Source organism: Rhizobium sp. BK491 (genome assembly GCF_014194925.1).
Classification (GTDB): Bacteria; Pseudomonadota; Alphaproteobacteria; order Rhizobiales; family Rhizobiaceae; genus Rhizobium.
The window spans coordinates 220,507-246,671 of sequence record NZ_JACIAR010000004.1; the positions used below are offsets into that span (position 1 = coordinate 220,507).

At 59.5% G+C, this 26,165-nt stretch carries 22 protein-coding genes; 11 read left to right on the top strand and 11 right to left on the bottom strand.

Annotated elements, in window-relative coordinates; all coding sequences use genetic code 11:
* Positions 1-74: 74 nt before the first annotated feature.
* Together FHX05_RS19395 and FHX05_RS19400 are read right to left on the bottom strand one after the other, a co-directional pair.
* Positions 75-1,109, bottom strand: coding sequence for an ABC transporter permease (locus FHX05_RS19395; RefSeq protein ID WP_183711415.1), 1,035 nt, complete (start codon positions 1,107-1,109; stop codon positions 75-77).
* A complete protein-coding gene (locus FHX05_RS19400; protein ID WP_183873889.1) occupies positions 1,109-2,590 on the bottom strand; it encodes a sugar ABC transporter ATP-binding protein in 1,482 nt (493 codons plus the stop codon). The genes FHX05_RS19395 and FHX05_RS19400 overlap by 1 nt, the downstream gene beginning before the upstream one ends.
* Positions 2,591-2,924: 334 nt before the next feature.
* Here FHX05_RS19400 and FHX05_RS19405 point away from each other — a divergent pair, with 334 nt between their 5' ends.
* A complete protein-coding gene (locus tag FHX05_RS19405) occupies positions 2,925-3,074 on the top strand; it encodes a hypothetical protein (protein ID WP_154660813.1) in 150 nt (49 codons plus the stop codon).
* A gap of 80 nt (positions 3,075-3,154) precedes the next feature.
* On the opposite strand, the gene FHX05_RS19410 is transcribed toward FHX05_RS19405, so the two are convergent.
* Both FHX05_RS19410 and FHX05_RS19415 read right to left on the bottom strand, forming a co-directional pair.
* Positions 3,155-5,038: an MFS transporter gene (locus FHX05_RS19410; RefSeq protein WP_112608637.1), complete on the bottom strand. Its 1,884-nt coding sequence runs from the start codon at positions 5,036-5,038 to the stop codon at positions 3,155-3,157.
* Between the two features lie 369 nt (positions 5,039-5,407).
* Positions 5,408-6,607 carry an MFS transporter gene (locus tag FHX05_RS19415; RefSeq protein ID WP_112608639.1) on the bottom strand — a complete coding sequence of 400 codons (1,200 nt, stop codon included), beginning with the start codon at positions 6,605-6,607 and terminating at the stop codon, positions 5,408-5,410.
* Between the two features lie 356 nt (positions 6,608-6,963).
* Between FHX05_RS19415 and FHX05_RS19420 the strand changes: the two genes are divergently transcribed.
* The 6 genes from FHX05_RS19420 (at position 6,964) to FHX05_RS19445 (ending at position 12,885) form a co-directional block, all read left to right on the top strand.
* On the top strand, positions 6,964-8,523 hold the full coding sequence (locus FHX05_RS19420; RefSeq protein ID WP_183873891.1) for a DUF4070 domain-containing protein: 1,560 nt from the start codon (positions 6,964-6,966) through the stop codon (positions 8,521-8,523).
* A 431-nt stretch (positions 8,524-8,954) separates the two neighbouring features.
* Positions 8,955-9,197, top strand: a complete 243-nt coding sequence (locus FHX05_RS19425; protein ID WP_183873893.1) for a DUF1127 domain-containing protein — start codon at positions 8,955-8,957, stop codon at positions 9,195-9,197.
* 357 nt (positions 9,198-9,554) lie between these two features.
* Positions 9,555-10,229, top strand: a complete 675-nt coding sequence (locus tag FHX05_RS19430) for a response regulator transcription factor (protein WP_183873895.1) — start codon at positions 9,555-9,557, stop codon at positions 10,227-10,229.
* Positions 10,226-11,581 carry a HAMP domain-containing sensor histidine kinase gene (locus FHX05_RS19435; protein WP_183873897.1) on the top strand — a complete coding sequence of 452 codons (1,356 nt, stop codon included), beginning with the start codon at positions 10,226-10,228 and terminating at the stop codon, positions 11,579-11,581. Before FHX05_RS19430 ends, FHX05_RS19435 begins: the two co-directional genes overlap by 4 nt.
* A gap of 96 nt (positions 11,582-11,677) precedes the next feature.
* Positions 11,678-12,268, top strand: a complete 591-nt coding sequence (locus FHX05_RS19440) for a methyltransferase domain-containing protein (RefSeq protein ID WP_210294938.1) — start codon at positions 11,678-11,680, stop codon at positions 12,266-12,268.
* The gene (locus FHX05_RS19445; RefSeq protein ID WP_183873901.1) at positions 12,265-12,885 is read left to right on the top strand and encodes a DedA family protein; all 621 of its coding nucleotides are present in this window, start codon (positions 12,265-12,267) and stop codon (positions 12,883-12,885) included. Before FHX05_RS19440 ends, FHX05_RS19445 begins: the two co-directional genes overlap by 4 nt.
* Positions 12,886-12,908: 23 nt before the next feature.
* On the opposite strand, the gene FHX05_RS19450 is transcribed toward FHX05_RS19445, so the two are convergent.
* A complete protein-coding gene (locus tag FHX05_RS19450; protein ID WP_112335882.1) occupies positions 12,909-13,940 on the bottom strand; it encodes a class I SAM-dependent methyltransferase in 1,032 nt (343 codons plus the stop codon).
* Between the two features lie 196 nt (positions 13,941-14,136).
* On the opposite strand from FHX05_RS19450, the gene FHX05_RS19455 reads away from it, so the two are divergent.
* Positions 14,137-16,137 (top strand): GGDEF domain-containing phosphodiesterase, encoded by a 2,001-nt coding sequence (locus FHX05_RS19455; RefSeq protein ID WP_112335881.1) that lies wholly within the window; start codon positions 14,137-14,139, stop codon positions 16,135-16,137.
* 34 nt (positions 16,138-16,171) lie between these two features.
* On the top strand, positions 16,172-16,558 hold the full coding sequence (locus FHX05_RS19460) for an ester cyclase (RefSeq protein ID WP_112608655.1): 387 nt from the start codon (positions 16,172-16,174) through the stop codon (positions 16,556-16,558).
* Positions 16,559-16,579: 21 nt separating this feature from the next.
* Here FHX05_RS19460 and FHX05_RS19465 read toward each other — a convergent pair whose 3' ends face one another.
* The 5 genes from FHX05_RS19465 to FHX05_RS19485 all read right to left on the bottom strand — a co-directional run bounded on the left by FHX05_RS19465 (position 16,580) and on the right by FHX05_RS19485 (position 23,076).
* On the bottom strand, positions 16,580-17,779 hold the full coding sequence (locus FHX05_RS19465; protein ID WP_183873903.1) for an MFS transporter: 1,200 nt from the start codon (positions 17,777-17,779) through the stop codon (positions 16,580-16,582).
* Between the two features lie 120 nt (positions 17,780-17,899).
* The gene (locus tag FHX05_RS19470) at positions 17,900-20,230 is read right to left on the bottom strand and encodes a cation:proton antiporter (RefSeq protein WP_183873906.1); all 2,331 of its coding nucleotides are present in this window, start codon (positions 20,228-20,230) and stop codon (positions 17,900-17,902) included.
* A 153-nt stretch (positions 20,231-20,383) separates the two neighbouring features.
* A complete protein-coding gene (gene pcaF / locus FHX05_RS19475; RefSeq protein WP_183873908.1) occupies positions 20,384-21,589 on the bottom strand; it encodes a 3-oxoadipyl-CoA thiolase in 1,206 nt (401 codons plus the stop codon).
* A 93-nt stretch (positions 21,590-21,682) separates the two neighbouring features.
* Entirely contained in the window at positions 21,683-22,372 is a 690-nt protein-coding gene (locus FHX05_RS19480; protein ID WP_183873910.1) for a CoA transferase subunit B, read from the bottom strand.
* Positions 22,369-23,076 (bottom strand): 3-oxoacid CoA-transferase subunit A, encoded by a 708-nt coding sequence (locus FHX05_RS19485; RefSeq protein ID WP_112608665.1) that lies wholly within the window; start codon positions 23,074-23,076, stop codon positions 22,369-22,371. Before FHX05_RS19485 ends, FHX05_RS19480 begins: the two co-directional genes overlap by 4 nt.
* A gap of 151 nt (positions 23,077-23,227) precedes the next feature.
* Here FHX05_RS19485 and FHX05_RS19490 point away from each other — a divergent pair, with 151 nt between their 5' ends.
* Positions 23,228-23,983, top strand: coding sequence for an IclR family transcriptional regulator (locus FHX05_RS19490; protein WP_112608667.1), 756 nt, complete (start codon positions 23,228-23,230; stop codon positions 23,981-23,983).
* 3 nt (positions 23,984-23,986) lie between these two features.
* Here FHX05_RS19490 and FHX05_RS19495 read toward each other — a convergent pair whose 3' ends face one another.
* Complete coding sequence (locus tag FHX05_RS19495; protein ID WP_183873912.1) at positions 23,987-24,871, bottom strand: helix-turn-helix domain-containing protein; 885 nt, start codon at positions 24,869-24,871, stop codon at positions 23,987-23,989.
* Positions 24,872-24,987: 116 nt separating this feature from the next.
* Between FHX05_RS19495 and pobA the strand changes: the two genes are divergently transcribed.
* On the top strand, positions 24,988-26,160 hold the full coding sequence (gene pobA, locus FHX05_RS19500) for a 4-hydroxybenzoate 3-monooxygenase (RefSeq protein ID WP_183873914.1): 1,173 nt from the start codon (positions 24,988-24,990) through the stop codon (positions 26,158-26,160).
* Positions 26,161-26,165: the final 5 nt, after the last annotated feature.

The window sequence follows — 26,165 nt, forward strand, 5'->3', positions numbered from 1 at the left end:
TATCGATATGTGCTGCCCCGACAGCCGTGGCTCATTTCCGACGGGCGGAAAAGTCTGCGGATAGGATGGCGGGGTCACGCTCTGCCGCGGCTGATCCCATAGGTAAGTGCGAGCGCACCGACGAGAACGGCGCCTTTGATGAAATCCTGCGTGTAATAGGGCGCGTTCAGCATCGTCAGGCCGTTCAGAAGCACGCCGACGAAGACGGCGCCGATTGTCGTGCCGAGAACGTTCGGACGGCGCAGTCCCAGCACGGCAAAGCCGATGAGCGAGGCTGCGACGGAATCCATCAGCAGCGAGGCACCGGAGGAAACGTCTCCTCGACCGACACGGGCAGCGACGATGATGCCGCCAAGCGAGGCGAGAGTACCCGAAAGCACATAGGCAAAGGTCTTCAGGCGGGCGACATTGGCGCCGGCCAACCGTGTCGCCGCTTCATTGCCGCCGGTGGCGTAGAGAAGGCGACCAAGACGCGTACGCTCGGTCAGCACATAGAGCGCGAGCGCGACGATCAGCATGAGGATGACGGGAAAGGGAATGATGCCGAACAGGCTTGAACGTCCGATCGTTAAAAAGGCGGAGTCGACCCTGCCTGACGCCGTCGTCCCGTCGGGAAGGATCAAGCCGACCGAGATCGAGCGCCCCGCCGTCGGAATCAGCTGTAGCCCCGTCAGGAGAAACATGGTGGCCAACGTGGCCAGCAGATCCGGTACCTTCAGCCTGACGATCAGCAGAGCATTGGCAAGCCCGACGATCGCGCCGAAGGCAAGCACCAGCGGCACGGTTTCATAAGCATTGAGACCCCATACGATCATCGCATAGCTCGCGGCCATGACACTGGAGGCAGCCACCGCGCCAACGGAAAGATCGAAGCCGCCGATGGCGAGCGTCACCGTGACCCCGGCACCGATGATGGCAACAACCGAAACCGCCTGCAGGATGCTCATCAGATTGTTGATGTTGATGAAGGCCGGCTGGGCAAAACTGAAGATGATGACGAGGGCAAGAAGGAGGAGAAATACCGCCCCCCGCCGCACGAATTCCTGCGGTGAAACCGTATTGCTTGCTGGCCTGACCTGTTCGGGGATTTCTGCGGTACCTTCACTCATCAGGCATATTCCTTGTTCTGTCGGCCGCCTGCGGCCGCGTCAGCGACGTCTGTGAGACCATGATGCTCCATCAACAGCACCCGATCAGCGACTTCGAGCGCCTCTTCCGGATCGGATGTCGCGATCAGCGTGGCGCGGTCGGTGTGGGCGCGTATGGCCGCGATAATGTCCTGGCGTGCGCCGACGTCGACCCCTTGGAAGGGCTCGTCGAGAAGCATGAGCCGGCTTGGCTCCGCCTCCCAGCGGGCGAGCACGACCTTTTGCTGATTGCCGCCGGAAAGCGACCAGACGGATGCCTCGGGACCGGGGGCCTTGATGCCGAGGCGCCGGATGGCCTTTTCTCCCTCGCGGCTTTCCCGCCCGGAAAACAGGAAGCCCGACGGGTACCAATGTTTCAGATGCGGCAGGCTGATCGTTGCCGCAATACTCTCTCCCGGCCAGTCCGATGGCATGAGAGAAGAGCGGTGGCGGTCAGCTGCGGCCATGACGACGCCGCGGGCGATTGCATCGGCGGGTGAGCCCGGCTGAAATGCAATGCCGTCCAGGAGTGCAGTGCCTGAGGCAAAGCGCTCAAGGCCGAAAAGTGTCGACAGAAGCCGGCTCTTGCCGGCGCCGAGAACGCCGGTGATGGCGACGACCTCGCCGGCATGGAGCCTCAGATCGATCGGTGGGCTGTCGGCAAGCAGCCGGACAGCCTGAAGTTCCAGTATGGTCCGGTCGAATTGTTCACGGCGATGTGGGCGAGCCGCCTTCAAGGGGCGGCCGATCATGGTTTCAATGGCGGCATCGAAGTCGATTGGGTGCGAGAAAGCTCCAACATTGCGGCCGCCCCGCAGGACATCAACGCGATCGGCGAGCGCATCGAGATCGGCCGTACGGTGCGAGATATAGAGAATGCCCAGGCCGCGGGCCTTCAGCCGGCGGACGATATCGTAAAGCCGGGCCGTTTCGCGCGCAGAAAGGCTTGCGGTCGGCTCATCCAGGATCAGCAGCTGTGCCTTGTTGGAAAGGGCGCGGGCTATGGCGACCATCTGCCGGTCGGCTGTGCCCAGATCGCCAAAATCGCGGTCGAGCGGCAGGTCGAACCCGGCTTCCGATAGGATTGCTTCCGCCTTCCGCCGGACTGAACGCTTCGACAGAAAGAAGGGCTGGCGTCCGTCAACATATTGGTTGAGCAGCAGGGCATCCGCGACCGAAAGGCCGGCGATCCCGACGACGTCGGTCGATTGATGCACGGTAACGATGCCTCGCGCCGTCGCCTCGGCGGGGCTTTCGGGGCGATAATCCGCGCCATTCCATAGAATACTGCCTGAATCGGCGCGATGAATGCCCGACAGGATTTTAACCAGCGTCGACTTGCCCGCGCCGTTGGCCCCCATCAGCGCGACGACCTCGCCGCGATCGACGGTCAGAGACGCTCCAGCCAGAGCCTGTGTCGAGCCGAAAGCAAGCGAAAGATTTTGGGCATCCAGCAAGGTCATGGGCAAGGGGTCACCGATTGTCAGCGGTACTCGTAAGCCACTGGCATTCAATTAAAAGGACAAGCCTTGCTTTGTTTATTTAATCTATAGAATAAATTTTTTCTGCGCTTCTGTTCGCTCCCGTTCCGGTCTCTACAGGTGGGCGGCGGGACTAAGTAAGCCTCGCTCACGCCTGTCTCCGGGGAGTTTAATTTGTCTGAAATTGCAGGGGAACCGCAAAACCCTTCCTTTAATCTACTATTTTTGTAGACAATATAAAACCAATAAATGTCAGCAATTTCCGCGGTGGTGAGTATTCACGTCGCGCTTGCGGAAACGTTCGGCAGGGGTTTTCATGGATACAGTACTCTATCTCGCTTCTCTCGCAACGCGGCCAAGTCTTGCTGCGACCAAACGCGTTTGGTCGATCCTGCAGCATTTTCTGGCGGGCCTGATGGTCCTCTTTTCGCTTCTGGTGCTGCTGCATGCATTTTGCGGAAGCTGAGATTCGAGCTTCGATCAGAAATGGATGAGACGAAGAAAAAAGCCCGGCGTGCCGCATGTGAACGCCGGGCTTTTATGCGGTTACTTGATGCTGTTCAGATCGACGCCCTTGGTTTCGCGAACGAAAATTAGGCCGATGACAAGGGTCATCGCAGCGATCGCGATCGGGTACCAAAGGCCATAATAGATATCGCCGGTGGCAGCACTCATGGCGAAGACCGTTGCCGGCAGCAGGCCGCCGAACCAGCCGTTGCCGATATGATAGGGCAGCGACATGCCGGTATAGCGGATGCGGGTCGGGAACATCTCGACCAGGATCGCGGCAATTGGGCCGTAGACCATCGTCACGTAGATCACCAGGATCGTCAGGATGAGGATGGTCAGTGGCCAATTGATGGCTTTGGGATCGGCAACCATCTTGAAGGTACCGCCATTGGCGATGGTGTAGACCGGCATGTCGGTGGCGCCGCCAGCCTGATCCGCGGTCAGAAGCTTCGCCTTGACGAGATCCGTAACCGGCGTGACGGTCTTGTCGCCCGCCCGTACGGTCGCCGCGTTAAGCCCCAGTTCGGGATTGGCGGCGATGAAGGCATCAAGCTTGGCGTCCGGCACCTTGGCGGGATCGCGCGCCAGCGGGAAGCCGGCCTTCTGCAGGGCAAGGTTCATGTCGTGCGTGAATGCCGCATTCTTTGCCGCTGCACCGGCCCCTGCCGCCGTTGCATCGTAAGAGGTTATGGTCGCGTCGCCGACCTTGACTGTCGCCGGCTGCCCGGCTGGGCCGTCGACAATCGTATAGGGCACGGAAGACTTCGCCAGGAAGGAGGTGGCGATATCGCACGAATTGTTGAACTTGGCGGTTCCCACAGGATTGAACTGGAAGGTGCAATCGCCAGGAGCGGCTGTCACCGTCGCCCGGATGGTTTGCTCCGCTTGGGCGAGGGCGGGGTTGGCGGCGTGGGTCAATGCCTTGAACAGCGGGAAATAGGTGAGGATTGCCAGCGCCAGGCCCGCCATGATGATCGGTTTGCGGCCGATCCTGTCGGAAAGCCAGCCGAAGAACACGAAGAAGCCGCTGCCGATCAGAAGCGCGATCGCGATCATGATGTTGACGGACTGACCGTCGACCTTAAGTACGTTCTGCAGGAAGAACAGCGAGTAGAACTGGCCGGCATACCAGACGACCGCTTGGCCGGCGGTGAGGCCGAGCAGCGCGATCAAGGCGATCTTGGCATTCTTCCACTGGCCGAAGGCTTCGGAAAGCGGAGCTTTGGAGCCCTTGCCCTCCTCCTTCATCTTCTTGAAGGCCGGCGATTCGCTGAGCGACAGCCGGATCCAGACGGAGATGGCGAGCAGAAGGCAGGAGAGAAGGAAGGGAATACGCCAGCCCCATGCCGCGAAAGCCTCCTTGCCCAGCGCATTCTGGACGATCAGGATGACGATCAGTGACAGGAACAGGCCGAGCGTCGCAGTCGTCTGGATCCAGGAGGTGTAATAGCCGCGTTTGTTGTCGGGCGCATGTTCGGCGACATAAGTTGCAGCACCGCCATATTCGCCGCCAAGCGCCAGACCTTGCAGCATGCGAAGGATGATCAGGATGACAGGCGCGGCAAAACCCCAGCTCGCCGATCCGGGAAGGACGCCGACCAGAAAGGTCGAAAGACCCATGATCAGGATCGTAACGAGGAAGGTGTATTTACGTCCGACAAGATCGCCGATGCGCCCGAAGACGAGGGCGCCGAACGGCCGCACGAGGAAGCCTGCGGCAAAGGCGAGCAGGGCGAAGATATTGCGGGTTGCTTCCGGATAGTCGCTGAAGAAGGCCGTTCCGATGAAGGCGGCCAGAGAACCATAAAGATAAAAATCGTACCATTCGAACACGGTTCCAAGGGAGGACGCGAAGATGACCTTCTTCTCCTCCCTGGTCATGCCTCGACTCGTCGTCTCGGCCACGGACGTGGATGCCATGAATCAATCCTCCCAATTGCACCAGGGACATGGTCAAAAGACCCGTGTCATGTCCCCCATAATGACATTACGCAGGACTTTCCTGCCGACGGGCGCGGAAAGTCGCGCCAGTGGGTGCTCTCCTGATTTCCTCCCCCAGAAGATCACGCACCTGATGCATATGTGAGTGTTGGCCAAAAATTGAAAATTGCAATGGCTGCAACCGCTGCCGCTTATGAAAATCTGTGTGTAAGCATCAAGAAATACGAATGTGTCCTCCCCAGCGTGGCGGCAAGGGCTTGTCGCCGAGAAAAGCGCTGCCGGGCGCGGCGAAATATGAGGCACCCGGCACGGTTCACAGAAGCGGATTCGGGCCGTTTTCGGCTTGTTTCAAGCCGGCTGCAGCTGCAGGCGTCGCATTGGCGGAAAGGCAAGTGCGATGGCGGCCGCCCCCAACCCCACCATCGACGAGCCGATGAAGAGCCAGGAGTAGTTGGCGAACGTATCGAAGATCCAGCCGCCGATCAGAGGTCCGGCTGCCATGCCGATGCTCGAGAGCATCGATGCCGCTCCAAAGACGGTGCCGATGACGCGCGGCCCGAAATATTCGCGCGCCAGCACGGCATAAAGCGGCATCACGCCGCCATAGGCGCTGCCGAAGACGACCGCCAGCGCATAGAACTCGCCGAGTTCGCTGACCAGCAGATAGGTGGCAAGTGCCGCCGCCTGCACCAGGAGGCCGGCGACCAGCACCGGTTTCACACCGAGCCTGTCCGCCAGCGTCCCGTAAAGGAGGCGGCCGCCAAGACCCGCAAGGCCCTCGACACTATAGATGCTGACCGCCGCCATCGGCCCCACACCACAGATGGTGGCGTAACTGACCATGTGGAAGATCGGTCCGGAATGGGCCGCACAGCAGGCGAAGAAGGTCGCGCCGAGCACGAGGAACTGCGGCGAGCGGAAGATCCGGCCAAGGGGCAGGCGCTGCTCTTCCCTTTGCCTGTCTGCGCCGGTCGTCTCGGCTAAGACCGGTGCTCGCCGCACCAGCAGCGCCGCCGGTATCAGCAGAACCCAGGCCATGATGCCGATGACAAGCATGGCAAAACGCCAATCGTAAGCCGAAATCAGGTAGCGGGCGAAAGGCGACACCGTCATCGGCGCTACGCCCATGCCGGCTGAGACCAGCGACACCGCCAGGCCTCTGCCCTTGTCGAACCAGGCGGTCGTTGCCGCGATCATCGGTGCGAAGAAGGCACTGGCGGCAAGGCCCACGAGAATGCCGTAGGTCAGCTGGAATTGCAGAAGCGAGCCCGCCCGGCTTGCCAGGACAAGCGCCAGCCCGAGCAGCAGCGCGCCTATCACAACCACGATGCGGATGCCAAAGCGATCGCTTGCAGCACCCCAGGCAAAGGCACCGAGGCCCATGGTCAGGAAATTCAGCGTCATGGCGGCGGCGATGCCGGCATGCGACCAACCTGTATCGGCGGCGATCGGCACCTGGAAGATTGCCAGGGAAAACATCGCGCCGAGCGCAACACAGGTCATCAGCGCGCCGGCGCCAACGATCACCCAACGATAGGACGAACTCATTTGCAGCTCCCTTCATCCGGTTCAGCTCAAGGCGCGAAAGATCCGATAATATGCTTTCGCGCCATGTCTGGAATAAAGACGATTGCATCGGGACGATTTCGACATTGCTGCCGAAAAAATTTTTAGCGGCATTGCAAACCATGTTTATGAGTACCTGCCGACGAGATCGCCAGGAGGCAATGGCGTCGTCAGCATCCCGAATTTAATCCTGAGCTCATATAGGGCTGCTAAGACAGCCGCCTCGATGCTGGAAGACCCTGCTTCGCAGCCGAAAGGCCGGCGCATGCAGCTGCAAATGACATACAGGCTCAAAGCAATACCGAACCAGATCTTCATATCATGGAGCGGACCATTCAATGGCTCATATCGTCATCATCAATCCGCGTTTCGAAACCTCTTATTGGGGCATGGAGCACGCTCTGCCGCTGTTCGACGTCAAAGCTAACCTTCCGGTGGCGTGCCTGCCTTTGCTGGCGGCGCTGACGCCTGCGGAACATACCGTCACTCTGGTGGACGAGAATATCGAGCCGATAGACTACGGCCTTTGCGAGAGGGCCGATATCGTTGCGCTGACGGGGATGATCGTCCAGCGCTTTCGTATGACGGAAATCCTGACCGAGCTCAAACGGCGCAACTGTTTCACCGTCGTCGGCGGACCTTGGGTTACGGTCAAGGAGGATTATTTCGGCAACCTCGTCGATGTCTCCTTCATCGGCGAGGCCGAGGAGACCTGGCCCAAATTCCTGGCTGAATGGCAGGAGGGCCATCATGCCCGGCGCTATGAACAGGCTGACAAGACGGATATGAGCAAGGTGCCCGTGCCGCGCTTCGATCTCCTGAAGATGGATGAATATGCTGTTGGCAGCATCCAGTTCTCGCGCGGCTGTCCGTTTACCTGCGATTTCTGCGATATCATCGTGGTTTTCGGCCGCAAGCCGCGCATCAAGACCAGCACGCAGATCGTCGCCGAGATGGAGGCCCTGCTCGCTTCCGGAATGGATACGGCTTTTATCGTCGACGACAATCTCATCGGCAACAAGAAGGCGATCAAGGAGGTGCTGCGCGATGTCGTCGCCTGGCAGGAGCGCTATCATTACCCGATGACGTTCCTGACGGAGGCATCGATCGATCTGGCTGACGATGCCGAACTGATGCAGCTGATGGTCGATGCCAATATCCGCACCGTCTTCATCGGCATTGAGACGCCGAACGAAGAGGCTCTGCGCGAAACCAAGAAGCTGCAGAACCTCCGCAAGGGCGGGACGATGCTGGAGAAAATCCACGCGATCCAGCAGACCGGCATGGAAGTCTGGTGCGGCATGATCCTGGGCTTCGATAGCGACGATGCGACCATTTTCGATGCGCAGCGGGTCTTCATCAGGGATGCGCGCATCGTCAACGCCATGATCGGCATGCTGGCGGCGATCCCGAAGACGCCGCTCTATACACGTCTCGCCAAGGAGGGCCGTCTCGATCATGACGATCCGCCCGCCTACGGCACCAATGTCATCCCGCTCAAGCTCTCGCGCGAAACCTTGCGGGACGGATATCTTTCGGTCTTGAGCGATCTGCATGAGCCGGCCGCCTATTTTGATCGGCTGGATGCGCTTTACATCGATGCGCGTATCGAACCGGAAAGTACCCGCTTACGCCACTTGCGCCGCCATCCGCTGCGTTTGCTGGCGCTCAACGCGACATGGGCATTCGAGGCGGTCGGGATTTTCCTCCGGTTGATGCGCCGGGTGAAGGAAGCGGATCTGCGCGCCACTTACCGTGCACGGCTTTTCAATCTCCTGCGGCATCGGCGCTCGCCCGTCGTCCTGCAAATCTACGCGATCAAATGCGCCATGCACTACCATGCCCATATCATGGTGCAGCAGATGCGCACGGGAGGGGGCATCGTCAATTCGTTCTAGTGAGCTCTGAAAGTTCTGCTCGTCGTCGGACCTGCCTTGCAGCTGATTTGACACCGTCATCACCGTTGCTTTGATGCAACATATTGTGCCGGATATTTGCAATTCGAAATTGTGGGGTTGCCGATTTCCGAATCTTGCGTATGATAGACGCATCCGCAAATCGAACAGGGAGGCGTGATATGCATAATCTACATATGTTTACATACGTCTCCGGCGGAATGATGTCGATGGCCTTGGTGTGTGCTGCACCAACTGCACGACGACTCTATAATTAAAGCTTTAAATAGCTTTATCTGTCGCCGTTTAGGCGTTTTCCCATTAAACCTATATGACCTGCCCAGGGAATGACTTGGTGCGTCGTTGACGCATCCACTCCTGAAGTCGGTCAAGCTTCAAGAGGACCTGGTCGCGTGATTGCGCCAGGAAAAACGATGACTCATTCACAATTTATAGTTGCCAAAAGTTTGACGGCAACGGTCGATGAACTGTACCAGAAATTCGGTGCCTGGAGGACTGTACGTGCCCTGTTGTTTGTCGCCTGGAAACGGCGGCAGATCTATCAGCAGGTATCTGAACTATCGAATTATCAGCTTCGTGATATCGGCCTTCCCGAGCGTGAGGAAGGTCTGGACTATCGCAGCTTGCTGGCATTGCATATGAGCCGCCTCAAATGAGGTGGGCTTGATGCAGGTAAACGCTTCACGGCTCTTCCTTCTCGATCTCTGTTGCTTCGAGAATGGCGGCGCGGCAGCAAAATCAGGACGGGCGGGAAACCATTTGCATGGTGGGCTCACTCCTCCGTTCGCTGTAGCTTACCTATCGGCCACCGCACGGCGGATATCGCAGGGGGAGGCGATGCCTTCCCCTGCGACTTGACTGGCGTCGAAAGCCGAACTGGCTGAGATATTCGGATACCGGCAGCATATCGGTTCAAATTCTCCAATGAATAATAAAGTGTAGCCCGGATAGGGTCGCAATCTTCCCGCAATCCGCTTATGCAATGCAGTCGTTCCATTTTTGGGGATGGTTCATTGCGGATCTTGTTACTAGAGGACGAGCCGGAAATGGCTGCGGCGCTGAGCGCTGGGTTGCAGGCTCGCGATGCCATCGTCGATCACGTGTCGATACTGGCTGATGCCGAAGAGGCTGCGATAAATCTTCCCTATGATGTCATTCTCCTCGACCGGCAGGTTCCGGATGGAGACGGCTTATCGATCATTCCAAAGTTGAGGGCTGCCGGCATCGATACGCCCGTCATCGTGTTGACGGCGCGCGGCGATCTCGGCGATCGCATCGGTGGTCTCGATACCGGCGCCGACGATTACATCGTCAAACCATTTGCCATTGAAGAACTGCTGGCGCGATTGCGCGCCATTCTGAGACGCCCCGGCGAGTTACGGACCGAGGTGGTGAATTTCGGCAAGCTGTCCTATGACTTCGGCTGCCACGATATCCTGATTGGAGGCGAGCGACTCGAATTGCCGCGCCGGGAAGTTCTGGTCTTCGAGGCGCTTGCGCGCCGTCTTGGCCGCACGGTACCGCGCCATGCTCTGGAAGAGGCTGTTTACGGGTTCAGCGAAGATATCCAGTCGAATACGCTGGATGCGCATATCTCCCGTCTTCGTCGCAAACTTGCCTTGGTGGAGTCCGGCCTGGAGATTCATCCCGTTCGCGGCATCGGCTATCTGATGAGATTGAAATCATGAGCACAAGCCAGCCTTCCCTGCGATGGCGTCTCGTATCGCGCCTGTCATTCCTGCAGGCGATCTTCTTGTCGTTGCTTGCGGTGCTGATCGTCGCCGCCTTGTGGGCGACCGGCAGCTTTATCTCGCTTCAGCCGGAAGACGAGACCATCGATGCCATCTCCCAGTCGATTGGCCGCGATCAGAATGGCGCCCTTGCACTGAAAGAAACATCGGCGCTTCTGGTGCGGCGCGAGAACCTGCCAGGCCTCTGGTTCGTCGTGCGCGATCGCAGCGGCGCCACGATCAAGGACGGAAACGTGCCTGCGGCCTATGCAGCGTTCGGCGCTGCGCTCGACGGCATCGGACAGGCTCGTTTCGGCAGCAATCTCGGTGGCAGCACCGTGCCCGCCGCACGGCTGCAATGGGTGTCGTCTCCGGCCGGCGAGATCCAGGTCCTGACGGGCGTGGACGGTACCGTGTCGACGGTCCGCATCCTTGGTGCGGTCGGCATCGTCTTCTTCAGCGCCCTTCTGCCGCTGTTGATCGTTACGGCGATCGCAACGATGATTGCAGCACCGCTGGTGGTTCGCCGCGCTTTTTCGTCGCTGGATTCCGCCGTTGCCCGCGCCGGGCAGATCGATATCAATCGCCAGGGGACGCGGCTGCCGGTCGACGATGTCCCGCGTGAAATCCTGCCGCTTGTCGAAGCCGTCAATGATGCATTAAGGCGGCTGGACGAAGGCTATGAGCGGCAGAAGCGTCTTTTCTCCCATCTTGCCCATGAATGGCGGACCCCGGTTGCGATCCTGCAGGCACGTCTCGATGGCCTGCCGGCAGGCCCTTTGAAGGAGCGGCTCTTCGAAGATACCGTCCGCCTTGCGACGCTTGCCGAGCAGTTCCTCGATCTTCAGCGCCTCAATCACCGCTTCGAGCCGGTTTCGGTCGATCTCGTGGAGGTCGCTGAACACGTCGTTTCAGAACTAGCGCCGCTCGCGATCGCCGCCAATTATGAACCCTGCTTCATCAAGGACGAGGAGGCCGTGGAAGTCCTTGGCGATCGCATGGCCATCGAGCGGGCCGTTACCAACCTCGTACAGAACGCGATCCACCATGGCGGTCGCCGTGGCAGGATCACCGTCCATGTCAGCCGCGCCACCGGTATCACCGTAAGCGACGAAGGAAGCGGTATCCCGGAGGAAGAACGGGACCGTATCTTCGAGCCGTTTCATCGTCTCCAGGGACGCACTAAGGGATTCGGCCTCGGGCTGAACCTCGTCCAGGAAATTGCCAGGCTCCATGGTGGAAAGGTTTGTGTCCTCGGCGGACCGACGGGTGGCGCGGCCTTCAGACTGAGCTTTCCGATGGCCGAATAGTCTATCGGCTCCCGATGCAATGTTCTCGCAATCGGCTCCTCCTAGGAAAAGCTTGTCGTGCAGGCGAATCTCCTGAGGCCCTATTGGCGGGAACACATGTCAAACACATCACTATTTCTGCGAACTCTATTGACCAATCCGCGCATGGTGGGAGCGATCGCCCCCTCCGGCCCGGTACTGGCCGATCTGATCACAAGCGAAATCGGTCCTTCGGCGAGACCGGTTCTCGAGCTTGGCCCGGGCACGGGAGTGTTCACACGAGCCCTTCTCGCACGCGGCATATGCGAAAGCGACATTACGCTGATTGAATCCGCTGATAGTTTTGCCAGCCTGCTTCGCCAGCGGTTTCCTGATGCCCGTGTCATCTGCGCCGATGCCGCGCGGCTTGATGCTTACGGCTTGCCGGAAGGAGAGCAGTTTGGCTGTGCTATTAGCGGATTGCCGCTGCTCAACATGTCGCCGAAGACGGTCATTGCCATTTTGACCGCGGTCTCGGCGAGACTGCGCGAGGGCGGCGCGCTCTATCAGTTCACCTATGGCCTGCGCTGTCCGATACCGCATCGCCTGCTTGACCGGTTTGGTTTCAAGGCAACGCTGCAGGGCCAGGTGCTGCGCAATTTTCCGCCTGCCAGGGTCTATAAGATCGTCCGCCGCAGGCCGATAAATTCTCCGGCTGCCGCCACATGAGCGGCTCCTCCTATCTATTGGATGCTCTGCCCGATCTGGCGGCATGGGGGCTGTTCGGCCTTGCATTGTGTTCCGCAATCGAGAAGCTTGTCCCCATCCTGCCTTCGATCGGCTTGTTTTTGATGCTGGGCATGCTGGGCATCGCCCACCCGGTTGATCTGCCCGCAGTGATCGCCGTTACCGCTGCCGGTTCAATGGCAGGTTCGCTGTTCTGGTATGGAATAGGCCGTTGGCTGGGACCCAAGCGTGGCGACCTCTTCGTGCTGAAGATGGTCCGGCGTCTGGAGATTAAAGAAGAGTGGTATCTGCGCCTGAAGCGCAATTATCATGGTCATCCCGTGCGGGCCACGTTCTTCGGTCAGCTTGTGCCTGTCGTTCGCGCCTATATGGCTTTGCCGGCAGGCGTGCTTGCCATACCGGCGCCAGGCTTTGCCATCGCGACATTCTGCGGCGCATTGATCTGGAATACGCCGTTTCTGGTATCGGGTTATTTGTTGCGTCAACAGATATTGGCGCCAGATACAGCAGCGCCTACCGCTATCGCAGCAATCATCTTGGTCAATGTTCTGGTGCTTGCGCTGCTGCGACTTTGCCGGCCAAGCCGCAGCGCGGCTTAGCCGGCTATCACGCTTGCGGTCGGCTATACGGTCAGAACGGCGTATATGACGCCGCCGTTTTCGCCGCGTGTCAGAGAAACATCCGCGATCGGGTGCTTGACCTTGTCGATGATCGACTGGACATCCTCATCCGTTCGCCAGATCAGCGGCCAGTTCATGAAGGTTTCCATGTAACCTTCGACACCGATATCCTTGGCGAAGTTTGCAAGCAGGAACTTGCCGCCGGGCTTCAGCATCTGCAGGCAGCGCTCCGTCAGACGCACGGCTACGCTTTCGGCCAGATAATCGTAAAGGCCGGCTGCATAGATGAAGTCGAACGTGCCGAGCTTCTGCGCGCGTCCCAAAATGGTGCGAACGGAGCCGTTGATCGCTTCAATGCAGCTGCCATGGAAGGCCGAGGCCACCGTCCCGACGCTGACCGGATCCTGATCAAGTGCGACCCAGCGCTTGAGCCTGCCGCTCTGCAGAGCTTGGGAGAGCTCGGCTTCGCGAAGATGGCCGGCCGCGATTGCCAGGACTTCGGCGCCATCCGTCGCCTCCGCCACCGCATCGACATGGGCTGCCAGGATCTCGCGCCTTTCGCGCACGGCGACGGCGGATGCTGCGCGCCGGGTGAAATCGTAAACTTCTGCGCCCAGCGCCGAAGCTTCCGCCACCTGTGCGGCAACGGCTGGATGTTCATAGATGAAATCCAGCAGATACGCGTCCCCGCTATAGCCGCGCGGCTTTTCGAAAGACCATCGCGTCAGAGGGTCCTGCAGCAGGTAGGACGACACGGGGTGCCCCTGCGCCACCGAGGCCAGATGCGCCCAGGTCAGGGGTGTCGTCTTGTTTTTCAGCGCCTGCAGACGCTCCGTCAAGGCTTTCATGGTGCCTGGAACGGGCGCGTTTGCTTCGAACGCCTGTTGCGTAAGCGAGAGAATGAGGGCGAGTTCGGCCTCGCCCTCCTTTATTTGGTCGGTTGCAATGTTGTTACCGGACGATCTCGTATGTTCCGAGATGGACTGAGTGGTAACGAGGCTGAAGCCATCTAGAGCGGTTTGAAATTGTTTCAATTTTAAATCATTCCGTGAACACTCCGCAAACCATATCTCAGATAAAAATTGAGCGCTATGGTTTTGTTAATGTCGCTGCGTCAACGCTGTCGTTATCAAACGGATCAAATTGGCCGCCGTGGTGAAGCGAGCGATTGGTTCATTCGAGCGACGCAAAGGTAACGCGGTGGACATGAAGTCTCGGCTAACTCGGGTGATGATGAGCATGCGTCAATTGTCGGGAGGAAGCGAACTTGGCCGGAGCGCTGCTCTGGGCACGGATCATCCCGATGAGCTGCGTGTGCTCTACAAAGCCTATAGCAATGATGCGCGGCGCGCCCTGGCTCGCAGCGGTCTGTGGCTTGCCGTGCCCGTCTATGTCCTTTTCCTCATCACGGATCTGGTCTTCATTCCGGATGTCTCGCATGTGACGATCCCTGCACGGTTTCTGATCGGCGGGTTTTCGCTTCTGGTGCTGGAAATCCAGTTTTCCCGCCTGCGTCGTGCCGGCGAGCTGGAGGCGACCTGTGCGGCCGCTGTCGTTCTCGGATATGTCGTGTGGCTGCTGCCGGCATTGCAGACGACGAATGCGGAGGCATTCTCTTATTACGCCGCGTTCGGTGCCATCTTCATGATGGGCGTTAACCTGTTCTTCAGTCTCGAGTTCGGTCTTGCACTTGCCTCGTCGGGGCTGATCTTTGCCTTCTTCCTGCTATCGCTGACGGAATTTCACTACAGCGCCGCCTATTGCCTGGCTTTTACGACCTTCTATCTCTGCTGCTTCGTGTTCACCTCCTATGTGAACTGGAAATTGAACAAGGAACGTTTCAACGTCTTCCTCAATGCGCGAGAAGCGGAATTGCAGCAGCAGCAGGCAACGGAGCGCGGCGAGGCGCTTCTGCGGCTTTCCATTACCGATTCCCTGACTGGAATGGAAAATAGGAGAGCCGCCGATATAAGGCTGAAGCAGTTTTGGGATCGTTGGCGCGAAAAGCGCGCTCCCTTTGCCATTCTTCTAGTCGATGTCGACTTCTTCAAGAAGTACAATGACTATTATGGCCATCAGGAGGGCGATCACTGTCTCGTCACGGTTGCCAACGCGCTGTCGAATATCGTCGCGCCACTAGGGGCGACGGTCGGGCGTTATGGCGGCGAGGAATTCATCGTTATTCTCGATCTGGAGAGCAGCTCGGATGCGCTGGCGCTGGCGGAGGCGATCTGCCAGGGGATCGAAGCTCTCGATATCGTTCACGCCCAGCGCCTGGACGGTTTCCGGCATGTCACTGTCAGTGTCGGCGCGACCATTACCAGAGATCTCGCTGGTGCAAAGCTGGAGAATGTGATCAATGAGGCCGACCGCGCGCTCTATTCCGCAAAGGCGAGCGGCCGCAATTGCGCACGGATCTTCGACCCGAACGAGCTGCCCGGCGGCGACGCAAGCGAAAACATCGCGGCCATCCTGAAGATCGCCATTCAGCAAAATCTCGTTTCGCTGGTCTATCAACCGATTCAATATCTCAGGACCGGAGAGATCGGCGCCTATGAGGCTCTGATGCGTCTGCAGCTGCTCGATGGGTCGAATTCTTCGCCGGCTGTCTTTATTCCTGTCGCCGAGCGTACGGGTGCCATCATCGAGCTCGGTTACTGGGCAATCAGAAGAGCATGCTGCGATTTGCTCACACGCGACATTGTCGACACCGTCAGCATCAATGTTTCCCCGATCCAGCTGCGGGCCCCAGGCTTCGCTGCGCAGGTCGCCGCCATTCTGGCGGAAACGGGCGTCTCCGGCCACAGGGTTGCGTTCGAAATCACTGAGGGCGTCGACATGGAGATACGCCCGGATGTGCTCGACAGCATCCAGGATCTGAAGAAGCTCGGCATCAAATTCTGGCTGGATGATTTCGGCACAGGCTTTGCCGGGTTGTCATGGCTTCGCCTGATGGAGTTCGAAACCGTCAAGATCGACAAATCCTTCCTGCATGATGCGGCAAACAACGACGGCGCCAAGATTCTGCTCGAGGATATTATCGGCCTGGTGCGTAATCGCGGTCACCGCATCCTGGTGGAAGGCGTGGAAGACGAAGAGCAGCTCAATCTCGTCAAATCCTTTGGCATCGACGCCGTTCAGGGATACCATATCGGCCGACCGGCACCGGCGCTCAAGCATCCGATTGCAATGATGAATGCCGGCCACCGCCGTCTGCAGGCGACTGCCTGAGAAACCGGCTGTCACCCAGCCGAGGGTGATGAGAATGGCAAGCACCGACCTTTCCGAGATCTATCGAGGGTACATTGCCTGTCTCAACGGGCAGGATTGGCCGAGCCTGCGCAAATTCGTCCATGAAGACGTGTGCTATAATGGCGCCCATGTGGGGTTGTCGGGCTATCGGCAAATGCTCGAAGGTGATTTTCGCGCCATCCCCGATCTTCATTTCGATATCGCTCTGCTCATCTGCGAGCCGCCGCGTGTCGCATGTCGCCTGCAATTTGATTGCAGACCGACGGGGCTGTTGTTCGGCATGGCGGTGAACGGCAGAAGGGTCCAATTCGCTGAGAATGTCTTTTATGAGTTTCTGGATGGACGGATTCGGCACGTCTGGTCAATCATCGACAAGGCCGCCATCGCAGCCCAACTCTGACAATCACCGCCACCAATGATGCTATTCGTGCCCAAGGCGCAGTGCCATGAACCCAGCCGCAAAAGCGGCGAGGCCGCTTGCGATAATCGGGCCGGAATAGCTGCCGGTATGGTCGAAAATAAAACCGGCTGCCGTCGGCCCGATCAAGGCTGCGATACCGACCGCCGTATAGAGATATCCGATGACGGCGCCGATATTGCGCGTCCCGAACAGATCGGCCGCCACAGCGGGATAAAGGCCGACGCAGCCGCCATAGCTCATGCCGAACGTCAGTGCGAACAACGTCAGCTGGGTCATGCCTGATGCCGATGCCCAGAGAGCAAAGGACGCGGCGACGGCAAATGTCAGAGACGCCAACAGCCGGCGCCGGCCGAAGCGATCGCCGAGCCCGGCCAGGAAAAAGCGCCCGACCACGTTGCCGACGCCAATAAGGCCAACAAGAGTGGTTCCGTCTTGCAGCGAGAGACCCATGTCCTGGGCTGCTGCAACGATATGGACATAGGGAATGAAAGTGCAAAACGACGACAGAACAAGCACGGCATAGAAAAGATAGAAACGTCCGTCCCGCCATATGGCAGCATTTGCATGCTTGTCCGCTCGACCCCGGGATGGATCCGGATTGTCACGCCTTTTGCGGATGAGCATTGCGGCCGGCAATCCGAACACGGCAAATAGACACGCAAGCGCGGTGAAGCAGCCTCGCCAGCCGATGAAGGGAAGCGCCTGGCCGATCGCAAAGGGCAGCACCAGGGTGCCAAGGCCAATTCCAGCGGTCGCGATGCCCGAGGCCTGGCTGCGTCTGCGGATAAACCAGGATTGCACGGCGCCAAGGGCTGGAACGTAGGAGAGGCCGATCCCCAGGCCAACGCCGAAGCCGTACCAGATATAGAGTGACACGAGCGATCCCGCGCGGCTGGCGCCGATATAGCCGAGGATCATGGCAGCAAGTCCCAGAAGAACCAGGCTGCGAGGCGACCATCTGTCGGCGAGCGGCCCGGCAATCGCGCCCAGGGAATAGAAGAGGCATGCGGAGATGGAGAAGACGAGGGCAATCTCGCCGCGAGAGGCGCTAAACTCCGCGGCAAGCCCCGGCAAGGTGGCGGAGAAGGAATAGGCGGCGCCGAAGGTCACGGCCGTCAGCACATGGGTCGCGGCGACGACCTTCCATCCCTCCCGCGTATCGGCTTCTTCGTGGTCACGCGAAAGGGCAAGGTCGGACATCGGTGCGCTCGGTCAAATCATATTGCCGGCCAATATGGACTAGGAGGTAGCATAGGAAAAATGAATAGCGTTGATGTGTTTTATTGATTCTCCTGATCCGTCTCACGGCTGATGGTCGGCCTATTCGCGAATTGCCTGCGAGGAGGAGGCCAGATCTGTTTCGATGAAAATGCAGGATCTGTCGGCGGTCTGCAGCACCGTGTCGGCGACGCTTCCGTAGGAAAGGCTGCCACTGGCTCTTTTGCTTACGCCGAGCACGATCAGATTATATCCGCCGCTGCGCGCATGCCGCAGGATCGAGAGCTCCGGCGAAGGTCCTTGCTGAACGACCTTTTCGATCTGCACGCCATAATAATCTGCAATGGCGCCGACCTTATTCAAAATATCCCGATGGTCATTGCCTCGGTCGCTGATACGCGGAATAGCGCTGGCGCGGCGCGGCTCGACGATTAATAACAGCGCGCAATGGGCGTTTGCCGCCTTTGCGATCGCGAGCCCGAATTCGGCGGCGCGGATGGAGCGCTCGGTGCCACTGACGGGAAGCAGTATCCGCAGATCTCCCGGATGCTTTGGAAGCGGGCCGCGTGCCGTGATGATCGCCGGAGTTCCCTGGAACGCCGATGTCATGACCTGTAGCGACGGGCCGAAGCGACCATCGTCTCCCAAGGAGGGTTCGATGCCCGCCAGGAGAAGATCGTGGCCTGTATCGGAGACGTCTTCGAGTACGGTTTCGAGCTTGTCGCTCTTTTCTCGGATTGTCACATGGATATCGCCTTCGCCGGCCAGGTTCTGCTCCGGTGGCGCCGACGCAAGCAGATCAGTGGCGTATTGGCGCAGATCTTCGGCGATTGCCTTGGCGTGCGACGCTGGATGCAAGGCTCCCATAGCACCGGGCGTGTCTGGAGTTTCATCGGCTCCGCGCGCATCCATCACCGTGACGGGCATCTTGCGTGTCACCGCGAAGAAAGCGGCTATCCAGGTTGCCAGGCGGCTGCTTTGCGAACCGTCGACAGCCAGCAGGATGCGCTCAAAATTTCCGAGGAAGCTCTCGCGTTCGAACTGTTCGCGCTCCAGACGATTGCGCTCCTCCTCACGCAGTGGCAGGCGGGCAAGCGCCCACCGAAGCGTCGGCGGCATCGCCATGGTGGTGATGACGGCCATGGCGACGATGACGGAAAAGAGTTTTTCGTCCAGCACGCCGACCGAGAGGCCTATGGTCGCGACGATCACCTCCGTCGATCCCCGTGCATTCATGCCGCAGCCGAGCGCCAGAGCCTCCGATGCCGAATAGCCGCCGAACCTGGCGGCGGCAAAAGCGCCTCCGAACTTGCCGACGCTCGCTATGACCACGACAGCAGCCGTCAGCAGCAGGATGGAAGGATCGGCCAGCACGGTGAGATCGGTTTGCAGACCGGTCAGTCCAAAAAAGACCGGCATGAACAGAGCCGTCGTCAAAGCCCGAAGCTGCACATCGATCTGACGTGTGAGAATGGGCGATTCACCGACCAGAATGCCGGCGACGAACGCGCCGAGCACGGTATGGACCCCGATGAAATTGGTGATGATCGCCATCGTGCCCATGATTGCGATGATGGCGCTGAGCACGGGCAGGTCGCTACGGAAATTGTCGTTGGTCCAGCGGATGATTTCGAAGACCGCCCGTCTGCCGACGGTGAAGCTGACGGCCATGAAGGCCAATGTGCCGACGACGCTGGTCGCGAGCGTCGTCAGATCGACCGTGCCTTTTTCGGCCAAGCCGAACGTTATGGCAATGATGACCCATCCGATCGTGTCATCGATGATGGCGGAGGCGACGATGAGTTGGCCGATGTTCCGGCGCATGAAGTCCATCTCGCGAACTACGGAAGCGACGATCTTCACGGAGGAAATGGAAAGCGCAGTGCCCAGGAAGAGGGAGGTTACCAGCCGCTTTTGAGGATCGGGAAGCAAGGCGTCGGGAATGAGTTCGCCCAAGGCAAATCCCGCAGCAAACGGGATGACGATACCGGTTAGCGAGACGCCGGCCGCAGATTTGCGCAAGCGTTTTGCAAGACCCAGATCGGTTTCCATGCCGGCAAGCAGCAGGAGAAAGAGAATGCCGAGCTGGCCGATCGCGTCGGTCATGCTCTTTTGTGCGCCGTCTGAAGGAAAAAGGCTCGCTCGCGCATGCGGGAAGATCAGGCCGAAAAGGGAGGGGCCGAGAATGATGCCGGCGATGATCTGGCCCATGATCGATGGCTGACCGATGCGCACCATCAATTCGCCAAGCAGCCTGCCCGATACGACAAGCAGAATGATCTGGACCAGAAACAGCCCTTCCGAAGGGTGGCTGGCTTTCTGCCCCTCGGCTGCGAAGGCGGATTGCGCAATCGACAGCAACAGGGTGATGGCAATGAGAATGATAACGGCGCTTGGCGGAAATGCTTTTAAGACGTTCTGGCGTGACGGCATGGACTGATCCCACTGAGCAGCGGGAAAACGCGCCAAAGCCTTTACCGTTCCAGATCATCGCTGATCGCCGCCGTCGCGGGCTAATATCGCGCACTCAGCAGCGGGCATGGTCCGCCGCGCATCGGGCTGCGGACCATGGGCTGATCGGAACGATCAGACCCGTTCTAGCGCTATGGCAATGCCCTGGCCGACGCCGATGCACATAGTGGAAAGCGAATAGCGCCCGCCGGTTTCCTTGAGCTCCAGGGCAGCCGTGCCGGCGATGCGCGCGCCCGACATGCCAAGCGGATGGCCAAGCGCAATGGCGCCGCCATTGCGGTTGACGCGCGCGTCGTCATCGGCGATGCCGAGTTCGCGCAGCACAGCAAGCCCTTGCGAGGCGAAGGCTTCGTTCAATTCGATGACGTCGAACTGCTCTTGGCGCATGCCGAGGCGGGCCATGAGCTTGCGCGAAGCCGGTACGGGGCCGATGCCCATGATACGCGGAGGGACACCGGCGGCCGCCCCGCCAACGATGCGAGCAATCGGCGTAAGGCCATATTTTTTAGCTGCTGCTTCAGACGCAATGATGAGCGCGGCCGCGCCGTCATTGACGCCAGAGGCGTTGCCGGCCGTCACCGTGCCGCCTTCCTTCTTGAAGGGGGTGCCGAGCTTGGCAAGCGCTTCCATGGTGGTTGCGCGCGGATGTTCGTCCTTGCCGACGATCACGGGCTCGCCCTTGCGGTGCGGGATCGTCACCGGTGCGATTTCCTTGGCAAGCCTGCCGTTATCCTGCGCTGCGGCAGCCTTTGCCTGCGAGCGAACGGCAAAGGCGTCCTGATCTTCGCGGCTGATCTTGTAATCTTCCGCGACGTTCTCGCCGGTTTCCGGCATGGAGTCGACGCCATACTGCTTCTTCATGACAGGATTGATGAAGCGCCAGCCGATGGTAGTGTCGTAGATCTCGGCATTGCGCGAAAAGGCGCTTTCGGCCTTGGGAATGACGAATGGCGCGCGCGACATGCTCTCAACGCCGCCGGCGATCATCAAATCAGCCTCGCCGGCGCGGATGGCGCGGGCAGCCGCGATGACGGCATCCATGCCCGAGCCGCAAAGCCGGTTGATCGTCGTGCCGGGCACCGAAATCGGCAGGCCGGCCAGCAGGCTTGCCATGCGCGCGACGTTGCGATTGTCCTCGCCCGCCTGGTTGGCGCATCCATAGATCACGTCGTCGATGGCTTCCCAATCGACCGAGCCGTTGCGCTCGATCAACGCCTTCAGCGGCGCGGCACCGAGATCATCGGCACGAACCGAGGAGAGCGACCCGCCAAAGCGGCCGATCGGCGTGCGGATATAGTCACAGATGAAGGCTTCGGTCATGGTCTTCTCCCAACGGCATGTTGCGCAAAAGCGGCCTGCGAAATATTATAAGCTTAAAGCATCGCGCGCGACTCTGAAAGATGGCAACCGGCTTCAGAGCTTCGGCACGACGAGGTCGGCAACGGGACGATCTATGTGGAGCGGGGCGCCGGTCATCGCCTGCAGTTCGTCCATAGTCATCGCAGCGAGCTTTTCACGGACGACGAAACCTTGCTTGCCAATGTCGATGACCGCATGGCTCGTATAGATGCGGGTGATGCAGCCGACGCCGGTCAGAGGAAAGGTGCAGGCCTCCACCAGTTTCGGCTTGCCGTCCTTCGTCACATGTTCGGTGATGACGAAAACCTGCTTGGCGCCATGGACCAGATCCATGGCGCCGCCGACGGCAGGCACACCCTTGGAGCCGACGCGCCAATTGGCGAGATCGCCATTCTGCGCGACCTGGTAGGCGCCGAGGATCGCGACATCCAGATGGCCGCCGCGCACCATGGCAAAGCTATCGGCGTGATGGAAGAAGGAAGCGCCGGGCTTCAGCGTGACAGCCTTCTTGCCGGCGTTGATCAGATCCCAATCTTCTTCGCCTTCCGCCGGCGGCTCGCCGAAATTCAGGATGCCGTTTTCAGTGTGGAAGATCGCCTGACGGCCTGGGGGCTGGTAGCGGGCGACCATTTCCGGAAAACCGATGCCGAGGTTAACATAGGCGCCATCTTCGATATCCTGAGCTGCGCGCCAAGCGATCTGTGCGTTGGAGAGCTTGATGTCTTCGCGTGTGTCGATGGTCATACGTAGGCCACTCCGGCTCGAATGAGATTTTCTTCCTGCTGCGGATCGGCGACCTCAACGACGCCGTTGACGAAGATGCCGGGGGTAACAATGTGTTCGGGATCGAGCTCGCCGGCGGCAACGATTTTCGAGACCTGCGCGATCGTCTTGGCCGCGGCCATGCACATCAGTGGATTAAAATTGCGGCCAGCCTTGTTGTAGATGAGATTGCCCTGCACATCGCCGACTTCAGCTTTGACGATGGCGAAATCGGCCTTGAGCCAGCGCTCCTGAACATAGTGGCGGCCGTCGAATTCTGCGATGACCTTGCCGTTGGCAAGCTCGGTGCCGTAGGCAGTCGGGGTGTAAAAGGCTGGAATGCCGGCGCCGCCGGCGCGGATGCGTTCGGCAAGAGTCCCCTGAGGCACCAGCTCCAGCTCGATTTCTCCGGCCAGGTAACGGTCCGTGAATGCGCGTGGATCGGATGAACGCGGGAAGGAGCAGATCATCTTCCTGACCATGCCCGCGTCGATCATCGCAGCGATGCCGATACGCCCGTTGCCGGCATTGTTGTTGATGACGGTCAGGTTCTTCGGGCCTTTGTCGATCAGTGCGTGAATGAGTTCGATCGGCGCGCCGGAGCCGCCAAAGCCGCCGATCATGACGGTCGCGCCATCGCCGATGTCGGAGACGGCGGCTGCCGTGCTCGCAATTGTCTTGTCCATGCCGAAACTCCCACTTGCCATGCGGGCGGATTGAGACGACCCGTCCTCTTCCTTTCGAATAGATCAGCATGGTCTGGACGGCAATCATTTTGTGCGTTATTTGATTTTTGTTCATATATCGCACAAAATGAGTGAGAGATCGGAGGCTGATATGCGCGAAACGGATTTCGTCAGCGGCTTTGCCAAGGGATTGAAAGTCATCGAAGCCTTCGGCGAGACGCGGCAGCGTCTGACGATTGCCGAGGCATCGAAGCTGACCGGCCTCGATCGCGCCACGGTGCGCCGTTCGTTGCTGACGCTCTCCGAACTCGGTTATGCCGTCTATGACGGCAAGTTCTTCACGCTGACGCCGAAGATCCTCAGGCTCGGTCATGCCTATCTGGCCGCGACGCCGCTGCCGACCATCATCCAGCCGCATCTCGATCAGCTTGCCGAGCGCGCCGGGCAGAATGCTTCAGCCTCGGTTCTCGACGGCACGGAGGTCGTCTACATTGCCCGTGCCTCGCAGCGCCGGGTGATGTCGATCAACCTGACGCCCGGCAGCCGGCTTCCGGCCTTCTGCGCCTCAATGGGCCGCGTCCTGCTTGCCGCCTTGCCGGAAAGCGAGGCCCGTTCGGTGCTCGAGCGGAGCGACCTCAAGGCGAATACTCCGAATACAAAAACCGATCCTCAGGAGCTGATGGCCGAGTTTCGTCGGGTCAGAGAGCAGGGCTATGCGGTTATAGACCAGGAACTGGAAATCGGCCTTTGCTCGATTGCCGTGCCGGTGGAAAACGATCGCGGTCAGACGGTAGCGGCGATCAATATTGGCGCGCCGGCCGCTTATGTCCCTGCGTCCGATATGGCGGAGCGGTTTCTGCCGCTGCTGAAGGAAACGCAGAGGGCTTTGCGGCTGGTGCTGCCGTAACCATCACATTCCCAGCCTCACCCGTTCTCCCATCCGCCAGGCGCGCGGGGTCTGTCCCGTCTGCTTGACGAAGAAGCGGGAGAAATAGGCGGGGTCGGCAAAGCCGAGGCGATAGCTGATTTCCTGGACGGTCGCGAAGGTGAAGACCAGTTCGCGCTTGGCCTCATCCAGCAGCTTGCGTGTAATGAACTCATGCGCGCCGCGCCCGGTTTTGCTGCGGACGATGCGGCTGAGATGGGCCGGCGAGATGCCGAGGCTCTCGGCATAGAAGGCGGCCGGCTTGTGCGAACGGAAGTGGCGCTGGATGAGACCCTGCAGCATCTCCATGCGGCGCTCGTTCTCGTCGCTGAGCGTCGATCCTTCATCGGCCTTTTGAGCTATGCGCGCCGTCAGCAGCAAGGCCGAGGTCAGATAGGCATCGAGCAGATCGTTGCGGCCGTTACGATGGCTGGCAAATTCTTCGCCCAGGCGTTTTAGCGTCTTGGCGACATACGCCGCGTCTTCGTTTTGAGTGTCGAGCGAAGTCAGATGCGGCTCGGCAAGCCATGTTCCGAGCCGGCTGCGATCGCCCGGGGATGCCTTCAGATGCGAGAGCAACACCGTGATGACGAAGCCGTCTATATCTCGCGAAAAGCGGAATCCGTGATTGAGCCGTGGCGGAACGGTAATGACGGCGGGTGGCGTGATGGGATGGGGAGTTCCGTCAAAGATGGCGTCACCGGAACCGGCATCGATGTACAAGATTTGAAAGAAGCTCTCGTGCCGGTGCGCACGGATTTCCCAGTGATGAAGACTGCTGCGAGAGGGAATTGTCTCGCAATGCAGCCAGAAATCCGGCTTCCGGCCGGTATTTTCGCCATAAAGCTCATAGGTCGGCACGGTCTTCATCGCGGCTCTCCTCCCTTGCCATGCTCGATTTGTGCAATTTCATGACCGAAATGTCCATTGCGGACTTGCCTCGAGCCGAAGAGACTTGAAGCAAGAAATACGCATGGGAGGAGACGATGCGCACTCAAGTCGCCATTATCGGTTCGGGGCCGTCCGGCCTGCTGCTCGGCCAATTGCTGACGGAGGCCGGTATCGACAATGTCATTCTCGATCGCGTCGGCAAGGATTACATTCTCGGCCGCGTCCGCGCCGGCGTTCTTGAGGAAGGCACCGTCCGGTTGCTGGATCAGGCGAAGGCAAGCGAACGTTTGCATGCCGAGGGCTTGCCACATGATGGCTTCTCGCTTGCCTTCGACGGCCGCGATCATCGCATCGACCTTCATGGTCTCACCGGGGGCAAGCGGGTCGTCATTTACGGTCAGACGGAGATGACCCGCGATCTGATGGCCCGCCGCAAGGAAAGCGGTGCTCCAACCATCTACAGCACCGCCAACGTCCAACCGCATGGCTTCGATGGCGATACGCCCTATCTGACTTACGAGAAGGACGGCATTTCGCATCGCATCGATTGCGATTTCATCGCCGGCTGCGACGGCTTTCACGGCGTCAGCCGCAAATCGCTTCCGCAAAAGGCGATCCGCAATTTCGAGAAGGTCTATCCCTTCGGCTGGCTTGGCGTGCTGGCGGAGGTGGCACCCGTCAATCACGAGCTGATCTATGCCAACCATCCCCGTGGTTTCGCTCTATGCTCCATGCGATCGATGACACGCAGCCGCTATTACATTCAGTGTCCGCTCGACGAGAAGGTCGAGGACTGGAGCGACGATCGCTTCTGGGACGAGCTGCGCTGCCGCCTGCCGGCCCATCATGCCGAGGCTCTGATCACCGCACCATCCTTCGAAAAATCGATCGCGCCGCTGCGCTCCTTCGTCGCCGAACCCATGTGCTTCGGCCGTCTCTTCCTTGTCGGCGACGCCGCTCACATCGTGCCGCCGACCGGAGCCAAGGGGCTCAATCTGGCGGCAAGCGATGTGTATTATCTGTTTTCGGGCCTTGCCGAGCATTATCAGGATCGCTCGAATGCCGGATTGGAAGCCTATTCCGCCCGCGCGCTCGCTCGCGTCTGGAAGGCGGTGCGCTTCTCCTGGTGGATGACGACGATGATGCATCGCTTTCCCGATACCAGCGATTTCGACCAGAAGATCCAGGAAGCCGAGCTCGATTATCTCACCCATTCGCGCGCCGCATCGACCGCGCTCGCTGAGAATTATGTGGGCCTGCCGTTCTAGGCGAG